The 16,923-nt window shown below is 67.9% G+C and carries 17 protein-coding genes; 11 read left to right on the forward strand and 6 right to left on the reverse strand.

Annotation, left to right across the window (positions count from 1 at the left end; translation table 11 throughout):
• Window positions 1-56: 56 nt before the first annotated feature.
• Window positions 57-1,316: a hypothetical protein gene (locus NU1_RS06540; RefSeq protein ID WP_067518315.1), complete on the forward strand. Its 1,260-nt coding sequence runs from the start codon at window positions 57-59 to the stop codon at window positions 1,314-1,316.
• A gap of 271 nt (window positions 1,317-1,587) precedes the next feature.
• On the opposite strand, the gene NU1_RS06545 is transcribed toward NU1_RS06540, so the two are convergent.
• Entirely contained in the window at window positions 1,588-2,274 is a 687-nt protein-coding gene (locus NU1_RS06545; RefSeq protein WP_067518317.1) for a pyridoxamine 5'-phosphate oxidase family protein, read from the reverse strand.
• A gap of 73 nt (window positions 2,275-2,347) precedes the next feature.
• Here NU1_RS06545 and pdxR point away from each other — a divergent pair, with 73 nt between their 5' ends.
• The 3 genes from pdxR (at window position 2,348) to NU1_RS06560 (ending at window position 5,844) form a co-directional block, all read left to right on the forward strand.
• On the forward strand, window positions 2,348-3,721 hold the full coding sequence (gene pdxR / locus NU1_RS06550; RefSeq protein WP_067518318.1) for a MocR-like pyridoxine biosynthesis transcription factor PdxR: 1,374 nt from the start codon (window positions 2,348-2,350) through the stop codon (window positions 3,719-3,721).
• Window positions 3,722-3,731: 10 nt separating this feature from the next.
• Window positions 3,732-3,977: a DUF2630 family protein gene (locus NU1_RS06555; protein WP_067518428.1), complete on the forward strand. Its 246-nt coding sequence runs from the start codon at window positions 3,732-3,734 to the stop codon at window positions 3,975-3,977.
• 355 nt (window positions 3,978-4,332) lie between these two features.
• Window positions 4,333-5,844, forward strand: a complete 1,512-nt coding sequence (locus NU1_RS06560) for a carboxylesterase/lipase family protein (RefSeq protein WP_067518320.1) — start codon at window positions 4,333-4,335, stop codon at window positions 5,842-5,844.
• On the opposite strand, the gene NU1_RS06565 is transcribed toward NU1_RS06560, so the two are convergent.
• Both NU1_RS06565 and NU1_RS06570 read right to left on the reverse strand, forming a co-directional pair.
• Window positions 5,837-6,703 carry an Fpg/Nei family DNA glycosylase gene (locus NU1_RS06565; protein WP_067518322.1) on the reverse strand — a complete coding sequence of 289 codons (867 nt, stop codon included), beginning with the start codon at window positions 6,701-6,703 and terminating at the stop codon, window positions 5,837-5,839. The genes NU1_RS06560 and NU1_RS06565 overlap by 8 nt on opposite strands.
• A 109-nt stretch (window positions 6,704-6,812) precedes the next feature.
• Window positions 6,813-7,424, reverse strand: a complete 612-nt coding sequence (locus NU1_RS06570) for a TetR/AcrR family transcriptional regulator (RefSeq protein ID WP_067518324.1) — start codon at window positions 7,422-7,424, stop codon at window positions 6,813-6,815.
• Between the two features lie 72 nt (window positions 7,425-7,496).
• Here NU1_RS06570 and NU1_RS06575 point away from each other — a divergent pair, with 72 nt between their 5' ends.
• Window positions 7,497-7,970: a DUF6463 family protein gene (locus NU1_RS06575; protein WP_067518326.1), complete on the forward strand. Its 474-nt coding sequence runs from the start codon at window positions 7,497-7,499 to the stop codon at window positions 7,968-7,970.
• Here NU1_RS06575 and NU1_RS06580 read toward each other — a convergent pair.
• The 3 genes from NU1_RS06580 to cobF all read right to left on the reverse strand — a co-directional run bounded on the left by NU1_RS06580 (window position 7,944) and on the right by cobF (window position 12,888).
• Window positions 7,944-8,585, reverse strand: coding sequence for an MBL fold metallo-hydrolase (locus NU1_RS06580; protein WP_067518327.1), 642 nt, complete (start codon window positions 8,583-8,585; stop codon window positions 7,944-7,946). The genes NU1_RS06575 and NU1_RS06580 overlap by 27 nt on opposite strands.
• 99 nt (window positions 8,586-8,684) lie before the next feature.
• Window positions 8,685-12,026, reverse strand: a complete 3,342-nt coding sequence (locus tag NU1_RS06585; protein WP_067518329.1) for an ATP-binding protein — start codon at window positions 12,024-12,026, stop codon at window positions 8,685-8,687.
• Window positions 12,027-12,123: 97 nt separating this feature from the next.
• Window positions 12,124-12,888: a precorrin-6A synthase (deacetylating) gene (cobF, locus tag NU1_RS06590; protein ID WP_067518331.1), complete on the reverse strand. Its 765-nt coding sequence runs from the start codon at window positions 12,886-12,888 to the stop codon at window positions 12,124-12,126.
• A gap of 20 nt (window positions 12,889-12,908) precedes the next feature.
• On the opposite strand from cobF, the gene NU1_RS06595 reads away from it, so the two are divergent.
• From NU1_RS06595 to NU1_RS42685, 6 genes are all read left to right on the forward strand, one after another.
• Entirely contained in the window at window positions 12,909-13,715 is an 807-nt protein-coding gene (locus tag NU1_RS06595; RefSeq protein ID WP_067518333.1) for a thymidylate synthase, read from the forward strand.
• On the forward strand, window positions 13,712-14,203 hold the full coding sequence (locus NU1_RS06600) for a dihydrofolate reductase (protein ID WP_067518335.1): 492 nt from the start codon (window positions 13,712-13,714) through the stop codon (window positions 14,201-14,203). Before NU1_RS06595 ends, NU1_RS06600 begins: the two co-directional genes overlap by 4 nt.
• A gap of 118 nt (window positions 14,204-14,321) precedes the next feature.
• The gene (locus NU1_RS06605; protein ID WP_067518337.1) at window positions 14,322-14,648 is read left to right on the forward strand and encodes a cupin domain-containing protein; all 327 of its coding nucleotides are present in this window, start codon (window positions 14,322-14,324) and stop codon (window positions 14,646-14,648) included.
• A 118-nt stretch (window positions 14,649-14,766) separates the two neighbouring features.
• Window positions 14,767-15,780: a Dyp-type peroxidase gene (locus NU1_RS06610; RefSeq protein WP_067518339.1), complete on the forward strand. Its 1,014-nt coding sequence runs from the start codon at window positions 14,767-14,769 to the stop codon at window positions 15,778-15,780.
• A 3-nt stretch (window positions 15,781-15,783) separates the two neighbouring features.
• The gene (locus tag NU1_RS06615) at window positions 15,784-16,581 is read left to right on the forward strand and encodes a family 1 encapsulin nanocompartment shell protein (RefSeq protein ID WP_067518341.1); all 798 of its coding nucleotides are present in this window, start codon (window positions 15,784-15,786) and stop codon (window positions 16,579-16,581) included.
• A gap of 128 nt (window positions 16,582-16,709) precedes the next feature.
• On the forward strand, window positions 16,710-16,923 hold a 214-nt coding region (locus tag NU1_RS42685), incomplete at its 3' end, for a hypothetical protein (RefSeq protein ID WP_218027808.1).

Below are 16,923 nucleotides of genomic sequence, written 5' to 3' on the forward strand. Positions count from 1 at the left end.
CCTGGAAGGTCACAGCGCGGCGGTCTGTCGGGGGCGGTCGGTACGCTGCCCTGGCAATGAACCGGCTGACCGTGGTGGACGAAATGTTCCTGCGGGCGCATCGCGGGATGGGAACCCCGATCGCCCTGCAGGGCCTGTGGCGTACCGCCGACCGGGTCGAACCGGCGTTACTGCGCGACCTCCACGCGGCACTGCGCACCGGCCCACTGGGCCGTCGCGTTATCCGCAGCCGCATTCCCGGCGCCCGCCCCCGCTGGCAGCCGAACAGCTGGGCGCATCCACTCGCCCTGCCTGATCAGCCGATCCCCAGCACCGCCCTACTGGATTGGGCCGACGCCCAGGGCGCCGATCTCGATCCCGAGTTCGGTCCGGGCTGGCGGCTATCCGCCGCACCACTCGACGATGGCGGTTGTGTGGTCGCGCTGACGTGTTCGCACGCACTCGCGGATGGCCGAGCCCTCACCCTCGCCGTCGACAACGCCTTGGCGGGCACCCCGCTGGCGGCACCGATCGCGTCCCACTCGGATTGGGTCGACGCCCGCCGCCAATGGTCGATTGTGCTGGGCGGCACGGCACGCGCCCTGCGACACGGCGTCCCACCTCGACCGACCGCTTCACAGGCTCGAAAAGCCCTCCCCCACAACATCACTGCTGGCGCATCCACACCCGCCCGGGTGACCTGCAGCGCGACCCTCCAAATCCCCGCACGGGACTGGACCCGGGTGGCCGTGGCGCACGGCGGCACCGCCAACAGTCTCTTCGTCCACACCATTGCGAATATGCTGTGGGCCACCGGTTTCCCGCATCCGGAGATCTCCGCCAGTCTCCCGGTGGACACCCGCGACGAACCCCGCGTGGATAACGACCTGGCCATGACCGAAATCAAGGTAGCCCGCACCGACACTCCCGCTTCCCTGCGCCGGAAGGCCCGCACCGCCTACGAACACCGCATGACCAGCCCGGGTGGCATTCCCGAGGAACTCCTCCAGGTCCTCCCCGACCGCTGGGCATACGCGCTCGCGAAGGGCGCTGGCGAGCGAGACATCCTGTGCTCCAACATAGGAACCCTCCCCGACTCCCTGCTCTCCCTCGGCCCACACCCCTGCACCGGCGTCGCCGCACGAGCCATCCACCCGGGCCTACATCCCGAGGCGCTCCCTCGAACCCGCCTCTCCGGCTACCTGACCCGCATAGCCGACAGCTACTCCCTCTCCCTGGTCAGCCTCGACCCGGCGGTACTCCCCACCTCCGCTGCTTTGCACACCCTCGCCCGCCGAGCTTTAGCCGACCTCGGCCTCACACCCACATTGTGGTGATCGCTCGACACGTTCAGCGGTTGTCGGGATGAGTGACTTTCACCAGTGTGACGAGTCCTATCCCAAACCACGCAGGATCGATCTGATGACCGCTGCGATCGCCTCGGTCCAGGGACTCCCGCTATTCACAGTGAATCCGGACGATTTCTCGGGCTTGGAACTCCGATAGGTGGTCGAGCGCGGCACGGGGCTCGTCGTTCGCGGGATCCATAGAACCTCCCCGGGAAGAAGATCGAATCACGTTCAGTGTGACCGTGATTCGATCCTTCTGCTACCGGATTGCCGGTTCGGCGTAGCGGTTGCGGACGTGATCGGGGATGTCGATGCCAGGGGACAGATCGGCCGACGGGATGGGGGCGTCCCAGACCTGACGCAGGGGCAGGACACCCGCCCAGGCGGTTCCGGCGGCGATATCGTCGGGCTCGTCGCGGGGGTCGCCGGTACGGACCTTGACCGATGCCTCGGTGAGATCGAGAGCTATGACCAGGGTCGCGGCCATTTCCTTCTTGTTCGGTGGGCGGACGGTATCCCACGCGCCGGGAGCGGCGTGTTCGGAGATGATGCGCAGGGCGCGCAGGCGTTCGTCGGGATCGGTGACCTCCACAGGGCGGCCGTGCACCACCGCCGAGCGGAAGTTGGCGGAGAAGTGCATGGCGGCGCGGGCGTAGACCAGGCCGTCGACCAGGGTGACCGCGAGCGACACCTCGCCCGCGAGCGCCGCGCGCAGGTTGCCCGCACCGGTGGAGCCGTGCAGGTAGACCGTGTCCCCGTCGCGACCGTAAATGGTGGGAATGACGACGGGGGTGCCGCCCAGCAGAACTCCGAGGTGGCACAGGAAGGCCGCGTCGAGAACGGCGTCCAGGTCCGCGCGGTCGCCGCGGGCGCGCTCCTTGGAGCGGTTGAGGGTGCTGCGCGGAGTGGGCGACAGCGGGGTCCGGGGCTGGGCTGACACGCTCATAGCACTACCCTCGCCCACTAAGTGGCATTATTGAATAGCCAATTCTTCGCAATATCGAAAGGCCACTTTTGCCATGAACCCGGCCGAAGACCTCCCGTTCACGGTGGATCGCACGGCCGCCGACCCGCTGGCGGTGCAGGTCGCCGAGGGCCTGCGCGCGGCCGCCGCGGCCGGATGGTTGCGCGGCGGGGACCGGATACCGTCCTCGCGCGATCTGGCCACCCGACTCGGTGTGAGCCGGACGGTGGTGACGGCGGCCTACGAGCAGCTGCACGCCGAGGGCTGGCTGTCGGGGCGACATGGTTCGGGCACCTATCTGACCGCATCGCCGCAACCGGTGCCGGAGCATGCCCTGGCCGCCGTCGCATCGAAACCCGATGCGGCCCTGCTCGACCTGTCACCGGGGTCGCCCTGCGTGGAGGTCATCGACCGGGCGGCGTGGCGACGGGCTTGGCGGGCGGCATCGGATCGCATGCCCTTGATCCAGAAGGTGCGTGCCGGTGATCCCGACTACCGCACGGCGGTGGTCGACCATCTGCTGCGACATCGCGGATTGGGCGCCGATAGTGCGACGGTGTTGCTGGCCAGCTCCGGAACCAGTTCGGCGGTAGGCGAACTGGCGGCGGCGCTGTTTCGCCCCGGAGACCGGGTCGCCATCGAGGATCCCGGATATCAGCGCGCGGCAGGCGCTTTCCGCGCGGCGGGTATCGAGCTACTGCCGGTACCGCTGGATTCGGATGGGCTGCGCGTCGATCGGCTGCCGTCGAATATCAAGGCCGTGTACTGCACTCCGGCACACCAGTTTCCGCTCGGTGCGCGCATGCCCGCCGACCGCCGCGTGGAATTGATCGAATTCGCCCGCCGCACCGGCGCCTTGGTGATCGAGGACGACTACGACGGCGAATTGCGCTACGACACCGCCCCTTTGCCCCTACTCGCCACCCTTGCTCCCGATGTGGTGGTGCATCTGGGCACCACCAGCAAGATCCTGTCCCCCACCCTCGGCGTGGGCTGGCTTGTCGCCGCCCCGGAGGTGACCGACGCCGTCCTGGCATATCGCGAACGCACCGGCACCGGGCCCGCCCCGGCCGGTCAGCTGGTCCTGGCCGAACTGGCCCGCCGCGGCGACCTGTCCCGGCACCTGCGCCGCCTGCGCCGGGAGATGCCGCTGCGCCGCACGATGGTTATCGACGAACTGCGTCGCCACGGCCTCCCCGTACTCGGTGACAACGCGGGATCCCACCTGGTCACCCCGCTCCCCTCGGCCGCCGCGGAAGAGCGGGTGATCGCCGCCGCCCGGGAGCGCGGCGTCCACCTCGACGGTCTGGCCCGCTACCACCTCGGCCCGCGACACACCTACGGCATCTCCATCGGATACGCCGCCCTACCTCGCCTCGATCTGGCCGTCGCCGCCCGCATAGCCGGGGAGTGTCTGGTCCGCCCGTAGCATGGGCTCCATGACCGAACAGGACATTCTCGCGCGCATCAAAACCCTGGTGGACCGCGAGCACGAGCTCCGGTCGAAGACCGTCAGCGGTGACCTGGACCCCGCCACCGAGCGCCGCCAACTGGCCGACCTCGAGGTGCAACTCGACCAGTGCTGGGACCTGCTTCGCCAGCGCCGCGCCCGCATCGACCAGGGCCGCAACCCCGACGACGCGGAGGCCAGCCCCATCAACCAGGTCGAGGGCTACCTGCAGTAGTCCCGGCAGCCGCACGGCCGACAACCGGTATTCGGATCGTGGCGGTCGCCAAACGGCCCACCATGGTTTTGTGCCCCTGCGGTACGGCAAGGGCACCCCGTCATTCCGGCGCGCTTTTGGCCGGAATCCACACCTCCGCCGGTGCGGTGCGTGGGGGTGTGGATCCCGGCCAAAAGCATGCCGGGATGACGGGGCATGCCGGGATGACGAAGGAAGGGCCGAGCGCTGTTGCGGTATCGGCCGAGACCCGCGCACCACCGCACCGCCTGTACTCACGGGCCGATTGAGTGGCGGTCGGATTACGAGCCGGATTCGGGGCTAATGGTTATACGGCGTACGCGGCTACCATTTCTCAATGGTGGCAACGATGGATATCACGACCGCTGACGGAGTCGTCCGCGGTCACCGCGGCCGCCGCGTGGCACGCTGGCGGTCCATTCCCTACGCGGCTGCTCCGGTGGGAGAGTTCAGATTCCGGGCTCCACGGCCGGTACCACCCTGGAGCGGGGTGCGCGACGCCACCGAATTCGGGTTCGCCGCGATGCAGCATCGCAATGGGGCGCGCATCGGACCGCGGCGACAGCAGCCGACCGGGGAGGATTGCCTGACGCTGAATATCACCAGGCCGGTCGAGAAGTCGGTTGCCCCGCGGCCGGTGCTGGTGTTCATTCACGGCGGCGGGTATGTGCTCGGCACCTCCGCACTCGGCCTGTATTCCGGTGCGCGCCTGGCATTGCGCGGCGACGCGGTCGTGGTGTCGCTGAACTATCGGCTGGGCGCGTTCGGATATGTGGACTTCGGCGAATTCTCCACAGCCATCCACAAGTTCGATTCGAACCTCGGCCTCCGCGATCAGGTAGCGGCGTTGCAGTGGGTACAGCGCAATATCGCGGCGTTCGGTGGTGATCCGAACAATGTCACCATCTTCGGGGAATCCGCGGGCGCGCACGCGGTGCTGACCCTGTTCGCCACCCCTGCCGCAGCCGGGCTGTTCCATCGCGGTATCGCGCAGAGCCCGCCCGCGGACTGGGCCACTCCGCACGACGAGGCGCGCATCTTCGCTCGCCGCTGCCTGGCGGGTCTCGGCGCGCGATCCGAGGATGCCGCTCGCGCACTGATCGAGGCGCGCCCCAACGATATTCGCCGCGCGGTGGACCATGCTGTCGCCGCGGTGCTGCGGGAACAGCCGGGGCTGTTTCCGGTGGCACCGACCATCGACGGGGACTTTCTGCCGCATGCCCCGATAGGCGCATTCACCGACGGTAGCGCGCATCGACTACCGCTCATCGTCGGCAGCAATCGAGACGAGGGCACCCTGTTCGCGCGCTTCGACGCCGCACTGCCGACCACACCCGAGAGCATTCGCAAGCTGCTCAGCCATTCCGACAAGGAGGCCGAATCCCGCGTTCTCGCAGCGTATCCCGGCTTCCCCAACCCAAAGGTCGCGGTGCGCATGGGCGGTGACTTCGTGCTGTGGCGCTCCACCGTGACGGTAATGGAGGGACACAGCCGCTACGCCCCCACCTACGGCTACCGTTTCGACTTCGCCCCGCGCGCACTACAACTCGCCGGATTCGGCGCGACCCACGCCCTGGACCTGGTGCCGGTATTCGGTGCGGGCGATACGCCGTTCGGGCGGGCGCTCACCGCGGCGGGCGGGCGACGGGGAATGCGCTCGGTGACCAGGCAGTTCCAGGACAATTGGCTGTCCTTCGCGCGCACCGGGAAACCGCTGCCCTCCTGGCCCGAGTACACCGAGGAACGCCGCACCACGATGATCATCGACTACCCGGCGCGCCTGGAGGACGATCCGGATCGGGCCAAACGCCTTGCCTGGCAGGGAGTTCGGGTACCGAACCTCACTTGAGCAACCGTGACATCCGCCGATCGGCGAGGACCTTCCCACCGGTCTGACAGGTCGGGCAGTACTGGAAGGACCGGTCCGCGAAGGCGACCTCGCGAACGGTATCCCCGCAGATGGGACACGGCAGCCCCGTCCGCCCGTGCACCCGCATCCCGGACCGCTTCTCCCCCTTGAGACGGGCCGCGTCCTGCCCGACCGATCGTTCGATGGCATCGCCGAGCGTCGCGCGCATCACGGAGAACAACCGCGCCAACTGCTCGACATCCAGCGTCGAGGTATTCGCGAACGGCGACAGCTTCGCCGTATGCAGAATCTCGTCGGAGTACGCATTGCCGATCCCGGCGATAACCTTCTGATCGGTGAGCGCGTTCTTCACCCGCTGTGAGGTCCCGTGCAGCAGCTCCGCGAATTCGGGCTCACTCACCGCCAGCGCGTCCGGCCCGAGCCTGGCGATACTGGGCACCGACAGCGGATCACCGGTAACCCACACCGCCAGCCGCTTCTTGGTCCCGGCCTCGGTCAGATCGAAGGCCGGAGTAGCCCCGTCCGCCGTGAAGAAATGCACCCGCAGGGCCAGCGGCCCCTTACCCGGCTTGGGTGGCGCGGGCCCCGGCTCATCGAGCCACCGCAGCCATCCCGCCCGCGATAAATGGGTGATCAACCACAATCCATCGCAATCGATCCCGAGATGCTTGCCCCAGTGTCCGATCCCGGTCACATCGCGCCCCTGAAGCGCGGTCACCGGCGGATCGAAGGTCTTCAGCACACTCAGCGCCGCCACATCGACCCGCCCGACAACCGCGCCCACCGCATGCTCGACCAGGAATTGTTCGAGCGCCACGATCTCTGGCAATTCGGGCATAACCGCAGCCTACCGACCCGCACCGACACCCGCCGGACACGGCGCAGTGCCAGCTGACGAGCTGTGTGGCAACACCAGCCGCGCGGAATCCAGTCGCTGAGCCGCACCACTACCGGGCTTCGGGTGAGACAGCACCCGAGGTGAGTGCTTCGGTGACGATCCGAGCGACCATCTCGGCGAGCTGCGGGGTGCGAGCCGAGTCTTCGTTGAGCATGAGCTGCCAGGCGAACAGCGGGCCGAGGAGCAACACGTGGACCAGCACGGGATCGGGACGGACGGGTAGTTCGCCACGAGCCACCGCCCGGTCGAGCAGGGTGCCGATACTGGATCGCTCGACGGCCAGGTAGGCCCCCGAGAAACGAGCGTCGAGGGATGCGTCGGCGTGGATATCGGCGAGCAGTCCGACCATGACCTCGGCGGCGGCCTGGGCGAGTTGATCGGCGATCCGCCTGGTGAGCGCGGCGATATCGCCGTGCAGGGAGCCGGTATCGCCGGGCGGCTCTTCATCCAGGTCGTGCAGGAGAACGGCGAAAATCATCTCCTGTTTGGTCGAGTGCCGCCGATAGATCGCGGCCTTGCCCACCCCGGCGCGCGCGGCAACGGCATCGACGGTGAGCGCCGCGTAGCCGTGTTCATCCAGCAGGGATCGGACGGCGGTGGCGATGGCGTGATCTACCCGACTGTCGCGGGGGCGGCCGCCCGCTTGTTTCGGTTTCGACATGCTGGCATCATACGGAACGATAAGTATCGGAACTGATAGTTTCGAATCTGAGCGGCAGCATGGGAGACCCTGATGAACCTCACCGAACAGCGCACCTCCGCCGAGCCGGGAAGTGTCCGAGCGACGCGGACCGCCGGTTGGATCGCCGTCGTCTTCGGCGTGGTGCATACCGTGCTCGCACCGCTGCAAGCCGGCGACACCTGGTCACAGGCCGTATCCGACGGATGGTGGAATACCTTCACCCTCGAGAAGGCGATAACACCCGCCCAACTCGAACGCTCGGAATCGTTCTGGATCAGCCTGGGCAGCTTCGGAGTTCCGGTCCTGATACTCGGTTGCTACGTCGTATGGTCGACGCGGCAACGCCACCGCGTACCGGCATGGATCGGCTGGATCGTCCTCGCGTGGGCGCTGATCATGGCGACCGCGGTACCCGTCTCACCCGCCTGGGTGCTCATTGTCTGCGGCGGGCTGATCGTATTCGGAGACAGGCACAGCGGCCCCGACCGAGTTGTCGCGTCAGGCGAGGGAGCGACCTTCCAATAGCGCCTTGCGGGCCTCGGCGACGCAATCCGGCCAGGGCCGGTCGCCCAGCTCCGTAACACCGGATCCGCCCAGGAACGCACTGGAAACCACCGCATCGGGGGTCAGTTCGGCCAGTACATCGAGGGCGGCGGCCAACGAATCGCGATCGCTGTAACCCTCGATATAACCGGCCCACCACTGCCCGTCCGCGCCGAGGATGATGGTGTCGCCGGTGAACAGGTACCGGCGACCGGAAATGGTGACGAGGTAGCAGGTGCTGCCCGGCGTATGCCCCGGGGTCGGAATGACCTCGATACCGTCGGCGGAATGCCGCTCGGTGAACGGATCATCGACGCCGGTGCTGGTGACCAGTGGCGCCTCGGATTCGTGAATGTGCAGTCGGGTCCCGAACCGCTCCTTGATGGTCGCCAGGGACGAGGTGATCTCATCCTGATGGCTGAGGTACTGGTCCGCGACGCCGCCCAATTCGGCCATCCGGTCGTATTCGGTGGTCAGTGTGGTGTTGTAGAACAGCACATTTCCGGCCGGGCGCGTCCACAGGTAGGCGCGCGTGGTCAGGCCCGGGGCGGGGTTCTCGGTCTCGGTTACCCAGAGGTCGGGTGCGACGCGCTCCATGGGGTTCTCCTTCCGTCACGGCCGCTCGTGGCGACCGGATGTCGTTTCACCCACTAGGCGCGAGATCTGATCTGGCGACGCTGGATTCGGCGGGCGACCTCAGCCGTGGCTCCAGCGCATCTCCCCCTGCGGCCGGTAGCCGCAGATATGACCGAGCGCGACCCGGGCACGCAGGTGCTCGGCCAGTTCGGGATGGCTGTGATCGAGGCGGCGCAGCGCGTCGCGAACCCGCGCCGAGACGGTTTTGCGCGCACGCTCGGTGTCATTGCCGAGCCGTCGCGTGCGCCCGCCCAATCCGGCGGCGCGACGCAGCTCGTCGAGTAATGCGGCCCGCTCGGTATCGAGGGCGGCCGCGCGGTCATCATCGGATCGCGCTACGGCGCGGTCGATTTCGTCGTCGAGGAGCTGTAGGCGGCGGCGGAATTCGGCCTTGGCGCGCTCGTCGAGCACGGTATCGGCACCGAGGGTGCGGGTGGCACGCGCGACGCCCTCGGTATCCGGACCGCTCAGCAGTTCGACAGAGGAGATGTCCTGACCCGGATTCGAGATCAGCGTGTGCAGATCCCGCAGCCCCTTGCTGTCGGGCAGGTGCGCGGTGCGTCCGGCGAAGCGCAGGGTCCAGACACCGTCGTGAAGCCGGAAGGTATTGGGGGGCGGTTCGATTCCGGTGTGCGCCCGCAGCACGGCGTCGCGCGGTTCGGCGGCATCGAGTCGATCCAGTTCCGCGTCGGCCATTGCCACCCAGGGTGCCGCGCGCAGCCGGCGTGCCAGCGCGGCCGCCGCCGCCAGTTCGGTGACCGCCGCGGTGCGGTCGCCCTCGGCAGCGGCCAGCCGACCCAGCCAATACGCGTACGGCCCGTAGACGGCCCCGCCTCCGGCGACCACGGCCCACAGTTCGCGCAGCGGAATCAGCATGTCCCGCATTGTTTTCCGCAGCCGCGGATCGTCCAGCACGAGCGCGGCCTGTGCCAGTGCGACCAGCACTCCGGCGTGGAAGTGCCGCGGAAAGGTGTCGAGCAGGGCGCGCACTTCATCGAGCCCACGGCGTACCCCGTCGATATCGCCCCGGCGGGCCGCACCGACCAGCAGCGGTACCTCCGCGTAGACGCTGTCCGCGTGCCGGTAACGCTCCAGCAGGGTTTCCACCTCGTCATCGGCATCCGCCGTCAGCGCCAACGCCCACCGCTGTTCCAGCCACAGTGGCAGCCGGTCCACCTCGCCGATGCGCTCGCCGAGCGCATACGCGCCATCGATGGCCTGCCCGGCCGCATCGAACCGGCCCGCGACCGTGGCCAGTGCCCCCGCCCGCGACAGGGCGACGAAACGGGGCCGCGGCAGCCGCGTCCGCTCCGCATGGGCGGTCAATGCGGCCTGCTCGCTGTGCGCACGGGGATCACCCAGTTCGAGCAGCGCCGCGATGCGCAGGACATAGCCCTGAATTCGCAGGTCGTCATCGCCGCCACGTTCGGCAACAGTATGGATTTCCGCTGCGAGAGTGAGCCTTTCGGTCGCGGTACCGGGCCGCCAGATGGCGTCGTGTCGCGCCAGCAGGCTCGCGCCCACGGTATTCGGGTCGCCGTGGGCGCGAGCCAGCCGCAGCGCCCGCGCGCTCATGGCCTCGGCGGTGGCATCCGTCTCCAGCGGACGCCGGGACCACCCCGTATGCACCCGCACCCGCGCGGCGGCGGCCAAGAGCCGCACCGCCAGCGACTCACTCGCCGACCGATGCCGAACCAGCATCCGATGCGCCTCGTCGATCAGCTCGATCTCCCGCTCGGCCGCCCGCTCCGGATCGGGCATCCCCAACTCGTGCAGCCCGAGCGCGGCCCGGGCGAACAACTCCACCGCGGTGGACGGCACCCGCTCGCTCGACTCGGGGCGCGCTGATGGCTTCGGCGACCGAGCCGGGTCGGTGAATTCCCCCGACCCAGCCGGAACGGAGTCCGCCCACGGCCCAGCCGCTTCGATTCCGTCCCGCGCCTCGACCGACGCGGCGGACACCTGCGCCTCGGCCGCCGCTGCCCGCTCCCGCGATTCAGCGAGGACCGTTTGGTATGCCTTGCGCGCCACGGGTAGCTGTCCCGCACTGTGCGCCGCGGCGGCCAGTGCGAGACCGAGGCGACCCCGCTCCTCGACTCGGTCGGCCGCGACCAGATTGAGGGCCCTGCGGTAGTGGTGGGCGACCTCACCGGCGGCCAGCCGTCCACAGGCATCGGCGGCGGCGGCGAGCAGGTAGCGCAGCGCGCGCCGATCTGCGTCCGGGTCGCCGGATCGGGCGAGGCGGTAGGCGTGATGGGCGAGATCGCCCGGGGTGGCACCGGATACGTCGCTGGGCAGGTGTTCGAGTGCGGCCAGGACGTCGGCGTGGCGGCGTCGGATGTCCGGTCCGGTGAGTCGCGCGAGCAGCGTTTCGCGAATCAGGTCGTGGACGAAAATGAAGCGGTCGCCGTCCACCGGATTGATCAGCCGGGCGCGTACCGCGGTGTCGAGGGCATCGGTGAGATCGGCCGGTGTCGTCGCGGCGGCGGTCGCCACCACCGGGAGCGCGAATTCCCGGCCGACCACCGCGGCGGTGCGCAGCGTATCCACCAGCGGTGGCGGCAGTGGGGCGAGCCGCGCCTCGAGCGTCTGCCGCGCCCCCGGGGTCAGGGTGTCGATGGGTCCACCGCCCTGCCAGAGCCGCGCGGCCTGTTCGACGAGAAAGGGATTGCCGCCGCTGAGCGCGGACATGCGCCGGACCACGTCGTCGGGCGGTGTGGCTCCGGTCAGTCCGGCGGCGAGTGCGCCGGACTCGGCATTGGACAGGCCGCCCAGCTCCACCGTGTTCGCCGCCGCCCAGAGTTCGGCGAAAACCTCACGCAGCGGATGGTTTTCGGCCCCGAGTTCGGTATCGCGCACGGCCGCCAGCAAGGCGATCCGCTCGAACCAGGAATGGCGGGCAAGGAAGGTGAGTACGCGCACCGACTCCGGATCGGCCCGATGCAGATCGTCGATCACCACGAATACCGGCCGTCGTCGGGCGGTGTGCACCAGTGCGGCGGTCACCGCGTCGCTGATCGCGAACAGCGCCGAATTCTCCTGCACCGCCGCTGTTCCCAGCTCCGCCGCACCACCCCCGTCGGTCAGCGTGGTGAGCGTGCTCCCCGCTGTATCGAGGATGGCCGCCCATTCACCGGGTTCGCACACAGCGCGCAGGCGGCGCACGATCTGCACCCACGGCCAGTACCCGGGCACGCCGTCCCCGCTCCACGCCGTCGCCACCAGAATCAGCGCTTCATCCGCGCCGAACTCCTCGATGACGTGCGTAATCAGTGTGGTCTTTCCGATACCACCCTCGCCGGCGACCAGGATCAGCCCACCGTGACTGGTCACGGTGCGGCGCAGCTGTTCCCGCAGCACGCGCACCGGATATTCCCGGCCGATCAGCGATGATCCACCCACGTCGCCTCCTGATCCCCTGTCGGCAGCGTAGCGCCGCCGCCCATCGGCACTGGTGGGAAGCACTTGCGATAGACCACGATCCGCGGCTGAGAGGAGCTCAGCGGGTGTGACGCAGCAGGTAGATATCCATGATCCAGCCCTTGGCGGCCCGGAGTTCAGCGCGCCGGGTCACGATCTCCTGCTCCACTTTTCGGAGCGGACCCTCGATGAGCGTTTCGTCCGGCATACCCAGGTAGGCGCCCCACCAGATGTGGATATCGTCGCCGGGCACCTGGGTGAACGAGCAGTCACCGTCGAGCATGACCAGGGTGGATTGCGCCGCGGCGAGTCCTTCCTCGCGCAGGCGACGGCCGGTGGTGACGTGCACCGGTTCGCCGATGTCGTGCAGCACCATGCGGTGTCCGGCGGCCAGGGCCTGCGGACTCGTAATGCCGGGAATGACCTCGTAGTCGAAATCCACCCGCCCGCGGCGCAGTACCCGCTCCACCATGCGCAGGGTGCTGTCGTAGAGCGAGGGGTCGCCCCAGACCAGGATGCCGCCGACCGCGTCGGTCTCGGCGAACGCCTGTTCCAACAGCTCGGCGCGCCGCTCGTGCCAGTCCTCCACCACTTCGCGATACGCGGCATCCGCACCCGCCGCGGGCACGCCGCGGTCGCGCGGCGGGTCGGGTAGCTCGACAATCCGATACGGCTGATCGGCATGCTCGGCGAGGATGGCGGTGCGTACATCCACCAATTCCTGCTTTTCAGACCCCTTACCGATGACGAAGAACACAGCTACCTGCCGCAGTGCCTTGATGGCCTGCACGGTTACCTGGTCCGGATCACCCGCACCGATTCCGATCACGAAGAGCTTGCGCACGATGCGTAAGCTTGCCAGGCGTGGACGCCCCCCGAGACACCCAGTACGAGGACCTGTTGCGGCTGGTGCTGGATACCGGCACCGTTAAAGCGGATCGGACGGGCACCGGGACCCGCAGTATCTTCGGCCACCAGCTGCGTTACGACCTAGCGTCGGGCTTTCCGCTGATCACCACCAAGAAGGTGCATCTCAAGTCCATCGTCTACGAATTGCTGTGGTTCCTGCGCGGCGATTCGAATGTGCGGTGGCTGAAGGAACACGGCGTCAGCATCTGGGACGAATGGGCCGATCCCAATGGTGATCTGGGCCCGGTCTACGGGGTGCAGTGGCGGTCCTGGCCCACCCCGGACGGCACCCATATCGACCAGATCTCGCAGGTGCTGCAGACATTGCGCACCGACCCCGATTCGCGCCGCATGATCGTTTCGGCCTGGAATGTCTCGGAACTGGATCGGATGGCGCTGGCCCCCTGCCACGCCTTCTTCCAGTTCTATGTGGCCGACGGCAAACTGTCCTGCCAGCTGTACCAGCGCAGCGCGGACCTGTTCCTCGGCGTGCCGTTCAATATCGCCAGCTACGCGCTGCTCACTCAGATGGTGGCACAGCAGACCGGGCTGGAGCCCGGTGATTTCATCTGGACCGGCGGCGACTGCCATATCTACGACAACCATGTGGAGCAGGTGCGCGAGCAGTTGAGCCGGGATCCGTACCCGTTCCCGCAATTGCGGTTGCGACCCGCGCCGACGCTGTTCGACTACGCCTACGACAGTGTGGAAATCGTGGATTACCAGCACCATCCGGCTATCAAGGCGCCGGTGGCGGTGTGAGCGCGGTGCGAACGATCGGGCTCATCTGGGCCCAAACCCTCGATGGCGTCATCGGATTGGATAACGCCATCCCGTGGCGCATCCCCGAGGATATGGCCCACTTCAAGGACGTCACCCGGGGCCACCCGGTGGTGATGGGTCGGCGCACCTGGGATTCGCTACCCGCCCGATTCCGCCCGCTCGATGGCCGCCGCAATATCGTCGTGACCCGGCAGCCGGACTGGGCAGCCGACGGGGCCGACCGTGCCGGTTCGCTCGACGAAGCACTGCGACTCAGCGGCGACGGTCCGGTATGGGTGATGGGTGGCGGCGAAATCTACCGCGCCGCACTACCTCTGGCCACCGAGCTCATGGTCACCGAGGTGGACTCCGATATCGTCGGCGACTGCTACGCGCCCACCATCGGACCCGAGTGGACGGCCGATGAAGCCCCGTGGCGGGAGTCCACCACGGGTCTGCGTTATCGCTTTCGTCGTTATACGCGCTAGCGCAGGTCACGCGAATATCCCACCTGTGGCAATTCCCGCTCGCGATCGCTCGAAATAGCCGAGCCGCTGGGAGCTGTCGGGCATACTCACGGATATTCAGCCCGGCGAAAGGCAGTGCATGGACAAGAAATCGCTGACCGCGGTCGCCCGCCAGCAACTGAAGCTGGCTGCCGTCGCCTCCAGCGGACGCAGCTCGCAGACGATCTACGGCGGACACGCCCACTCGCTGCGGCAGACGGTGATCGCATTGACCGCAGGACAGAATATGGCCGAGCACGAGAACCCCGGTGAGGCCACCATGATCATTCTCAGCGGCACTCTCAGGCTGATCAGCGGCACCAACGAATGGAAGGGGTCGGCCGGGGACCTGCTGGTTATCCCCGACGCCCGGCACAGCGTGAAGGCCATCGACGATGTGGCGTTCCTGCTGACTGTGGCGAAATAGACGGCTCGACGAAAAGCCCCGGTCGGCGCGGTAACCACACGGATTCCGCCCTGCTGGGAAACGGACACGGGGCGACCGGACGACCGGTTGGCCCGGTCCGGGTTCTAGGCTGGAGATCATGGGTGAGCCGCAGCCACTTCTCGACCCGCTGACTCCAGCAGCGATCTTCCTCGTCGCCACCATCGACGACGGTGGCGAGGCGGTAGTACGCGATCTGCTCGCGGACCTTCCCGGGCTGCGCCGATCCGTCGGTTTCCGGGTACCGGGATCCGGACTCGCCTGCATCGCCAGTATCGGGTCCACCGCCTGGGATCGGCTTTTCGCCGGACCGAAACCTGCTGAACTGCACGAGTTTCCGGGATACCAGGGCGAGAAACACCAGGCCCCCGTCACGCCCGGCGACCTCCTCTTCCACCTCAGGGCCCAGAACCAGGACGCCTGTTTCGAATTGGCCATGAAAATCGGCGAGCGACTGGCCGGAGCGGCCACCATCGTGGACGAGACGCAGGGATTCCGCTATTTCGAACAGCGTGATCTGCTCGGCTTCGTCGACGGCACCGAAAATCCCGAGGGACAATTGGCGGTCTCCGCCGCGCTCGTGGGTGACGAGGACGCCGAATTCGCCGGTGGCAGTTACGTTGTCGTGCAGAAGTACCTGCACGATATGGACAGCTGGAAGGCGCTGTCGACCGACGAGCAGGAACGGGTCATCGGACGCACCAAGGTCGACGACTTCGAACTCTCCGACGCCGATAAGCCGCTGGATTCCCATGTGGCCGTGAACGATCAGGACACCCTCGGCCAGATCGTGCGCGCCAATATGCCGTTCGGCAGTGTGGCGGCCGGTGAGTTCGGTACCTATTACATCGCCTACGCGGCGACCCCCGGCGTTCCCGAGCAGATGCTGGTACGGATGTTCCTCGGTAGCGACGAGGCCCCCTACGACCGCATTCTCGACTTCTCCACCGCCGTCACCGGAACCTCGTTCTTCGCCCCGGCCGCAAGCTTTTTCGACGAACTTCCCGACGCCCCGGCACCGGCGGCCGTCGAGGAACGGGAATCTTCGGCAACCAATGGCGTTGCTCTCTCCGGTAGTGGTTCGCTGAGCATCGGCACGTTGAAAAGGAGCTAAGGCATGAACAACCTGCACCGCGAACTCGCGCCGATCACCTCCGAGGCCTGGTCGTCCATCGAGGAGGAGGCGACCCGCACCTTCAAACGGCATATCGCCGGTCGGCGCGTGGTCGATCTGTCCGGGCCGCACGGCGACGACTTCAATGCCGTCGGCCTGGGTCGCACGACCGCGATCAGCGCACCCGACCAGGGGGTACAGGCCCGGCAGCGGCTGGTGGCTCCGCTGGTGGAGCTGCGGGTACCGTTCCGGCTCTCGCGCGAGGAACTGGACAATATCGAGCGCGGTGCCAGCGACGCGGACCTCGATCCGGTGAAGGATGCCGCCAAGAAGATCGCCTTCGCAGAGGATCGCGCCATCTTCGAGGGCTATCCGGCCGCCGCCATTACCGGTATTCGGTCGGGTACCGCCAATGAGCCGGTCAAACTGCCCGGCGACCCGCGATTGGCCCCCGAGGCCGTCGCCCAGGCGCTCAGCAAGCTCCGCCTGAGCGGCGTCGACGGCCCCTACTCGGTGCTGCTGTCCGCCGACCTCTTCACGGCGGTCAGCGAGACCTCCGACCACGGCCACCCCATCCGCACCCATATCGAGCGCCTCATCGACGGTGAGATCATCTGGGCCCCCGCCATCGACGGCGCGTTCGTGCTGACCACCCGCGGCGGCGACTTCGATCTCCAACTGGGTCAGGACCTTTCGATCGGCTACCTCGCCCATGACGCCGAATCGGTGCAGCTGTACTTCCAGGAGAGCCTGACCTTCCTGGTGTACACGGCCGAGGCGGCGGTACCGCTGGAGGCATGAGTCGCCTCTCGACAGACTCTCGTGCCCCGTGCGCTGACGCGCACGGGGCACGGCCATATATAGAGAGGGATTCACCACGCCGCGGTGCCCGCCCCATCGCGGCGTGGTCCGCTGCCCGTCGTCCCGGCGTGGTCCGCTACCCGGTCGCCGCAGCGCAGCACAGCACGCTACCCGTCGTCGCGGCGTGGTCCGCTGCCCGTCGTCCCGGCGTGGTCGGCTGCCCGGTCGCCGCGCCGTGGTCCGCTGCCCGTCGCCGCGGCACGGTCCGCTGCCCGGTCGCCGCAGCACCGCCCACTACCGGGTCGCCGCAGCACCGCCCCACTACCCGTCGTCACGGCACCG

The sequence above is a fragment of the Nocardia uniformis NBRC 13702 genome (assembly GCF_001613345.1).
GTDB lineage: Bacteria > Actinomycetota > Actinomycetes > Mycobacteriales > Mycobacteriaceae > Nocardia > Nocardia uniformis.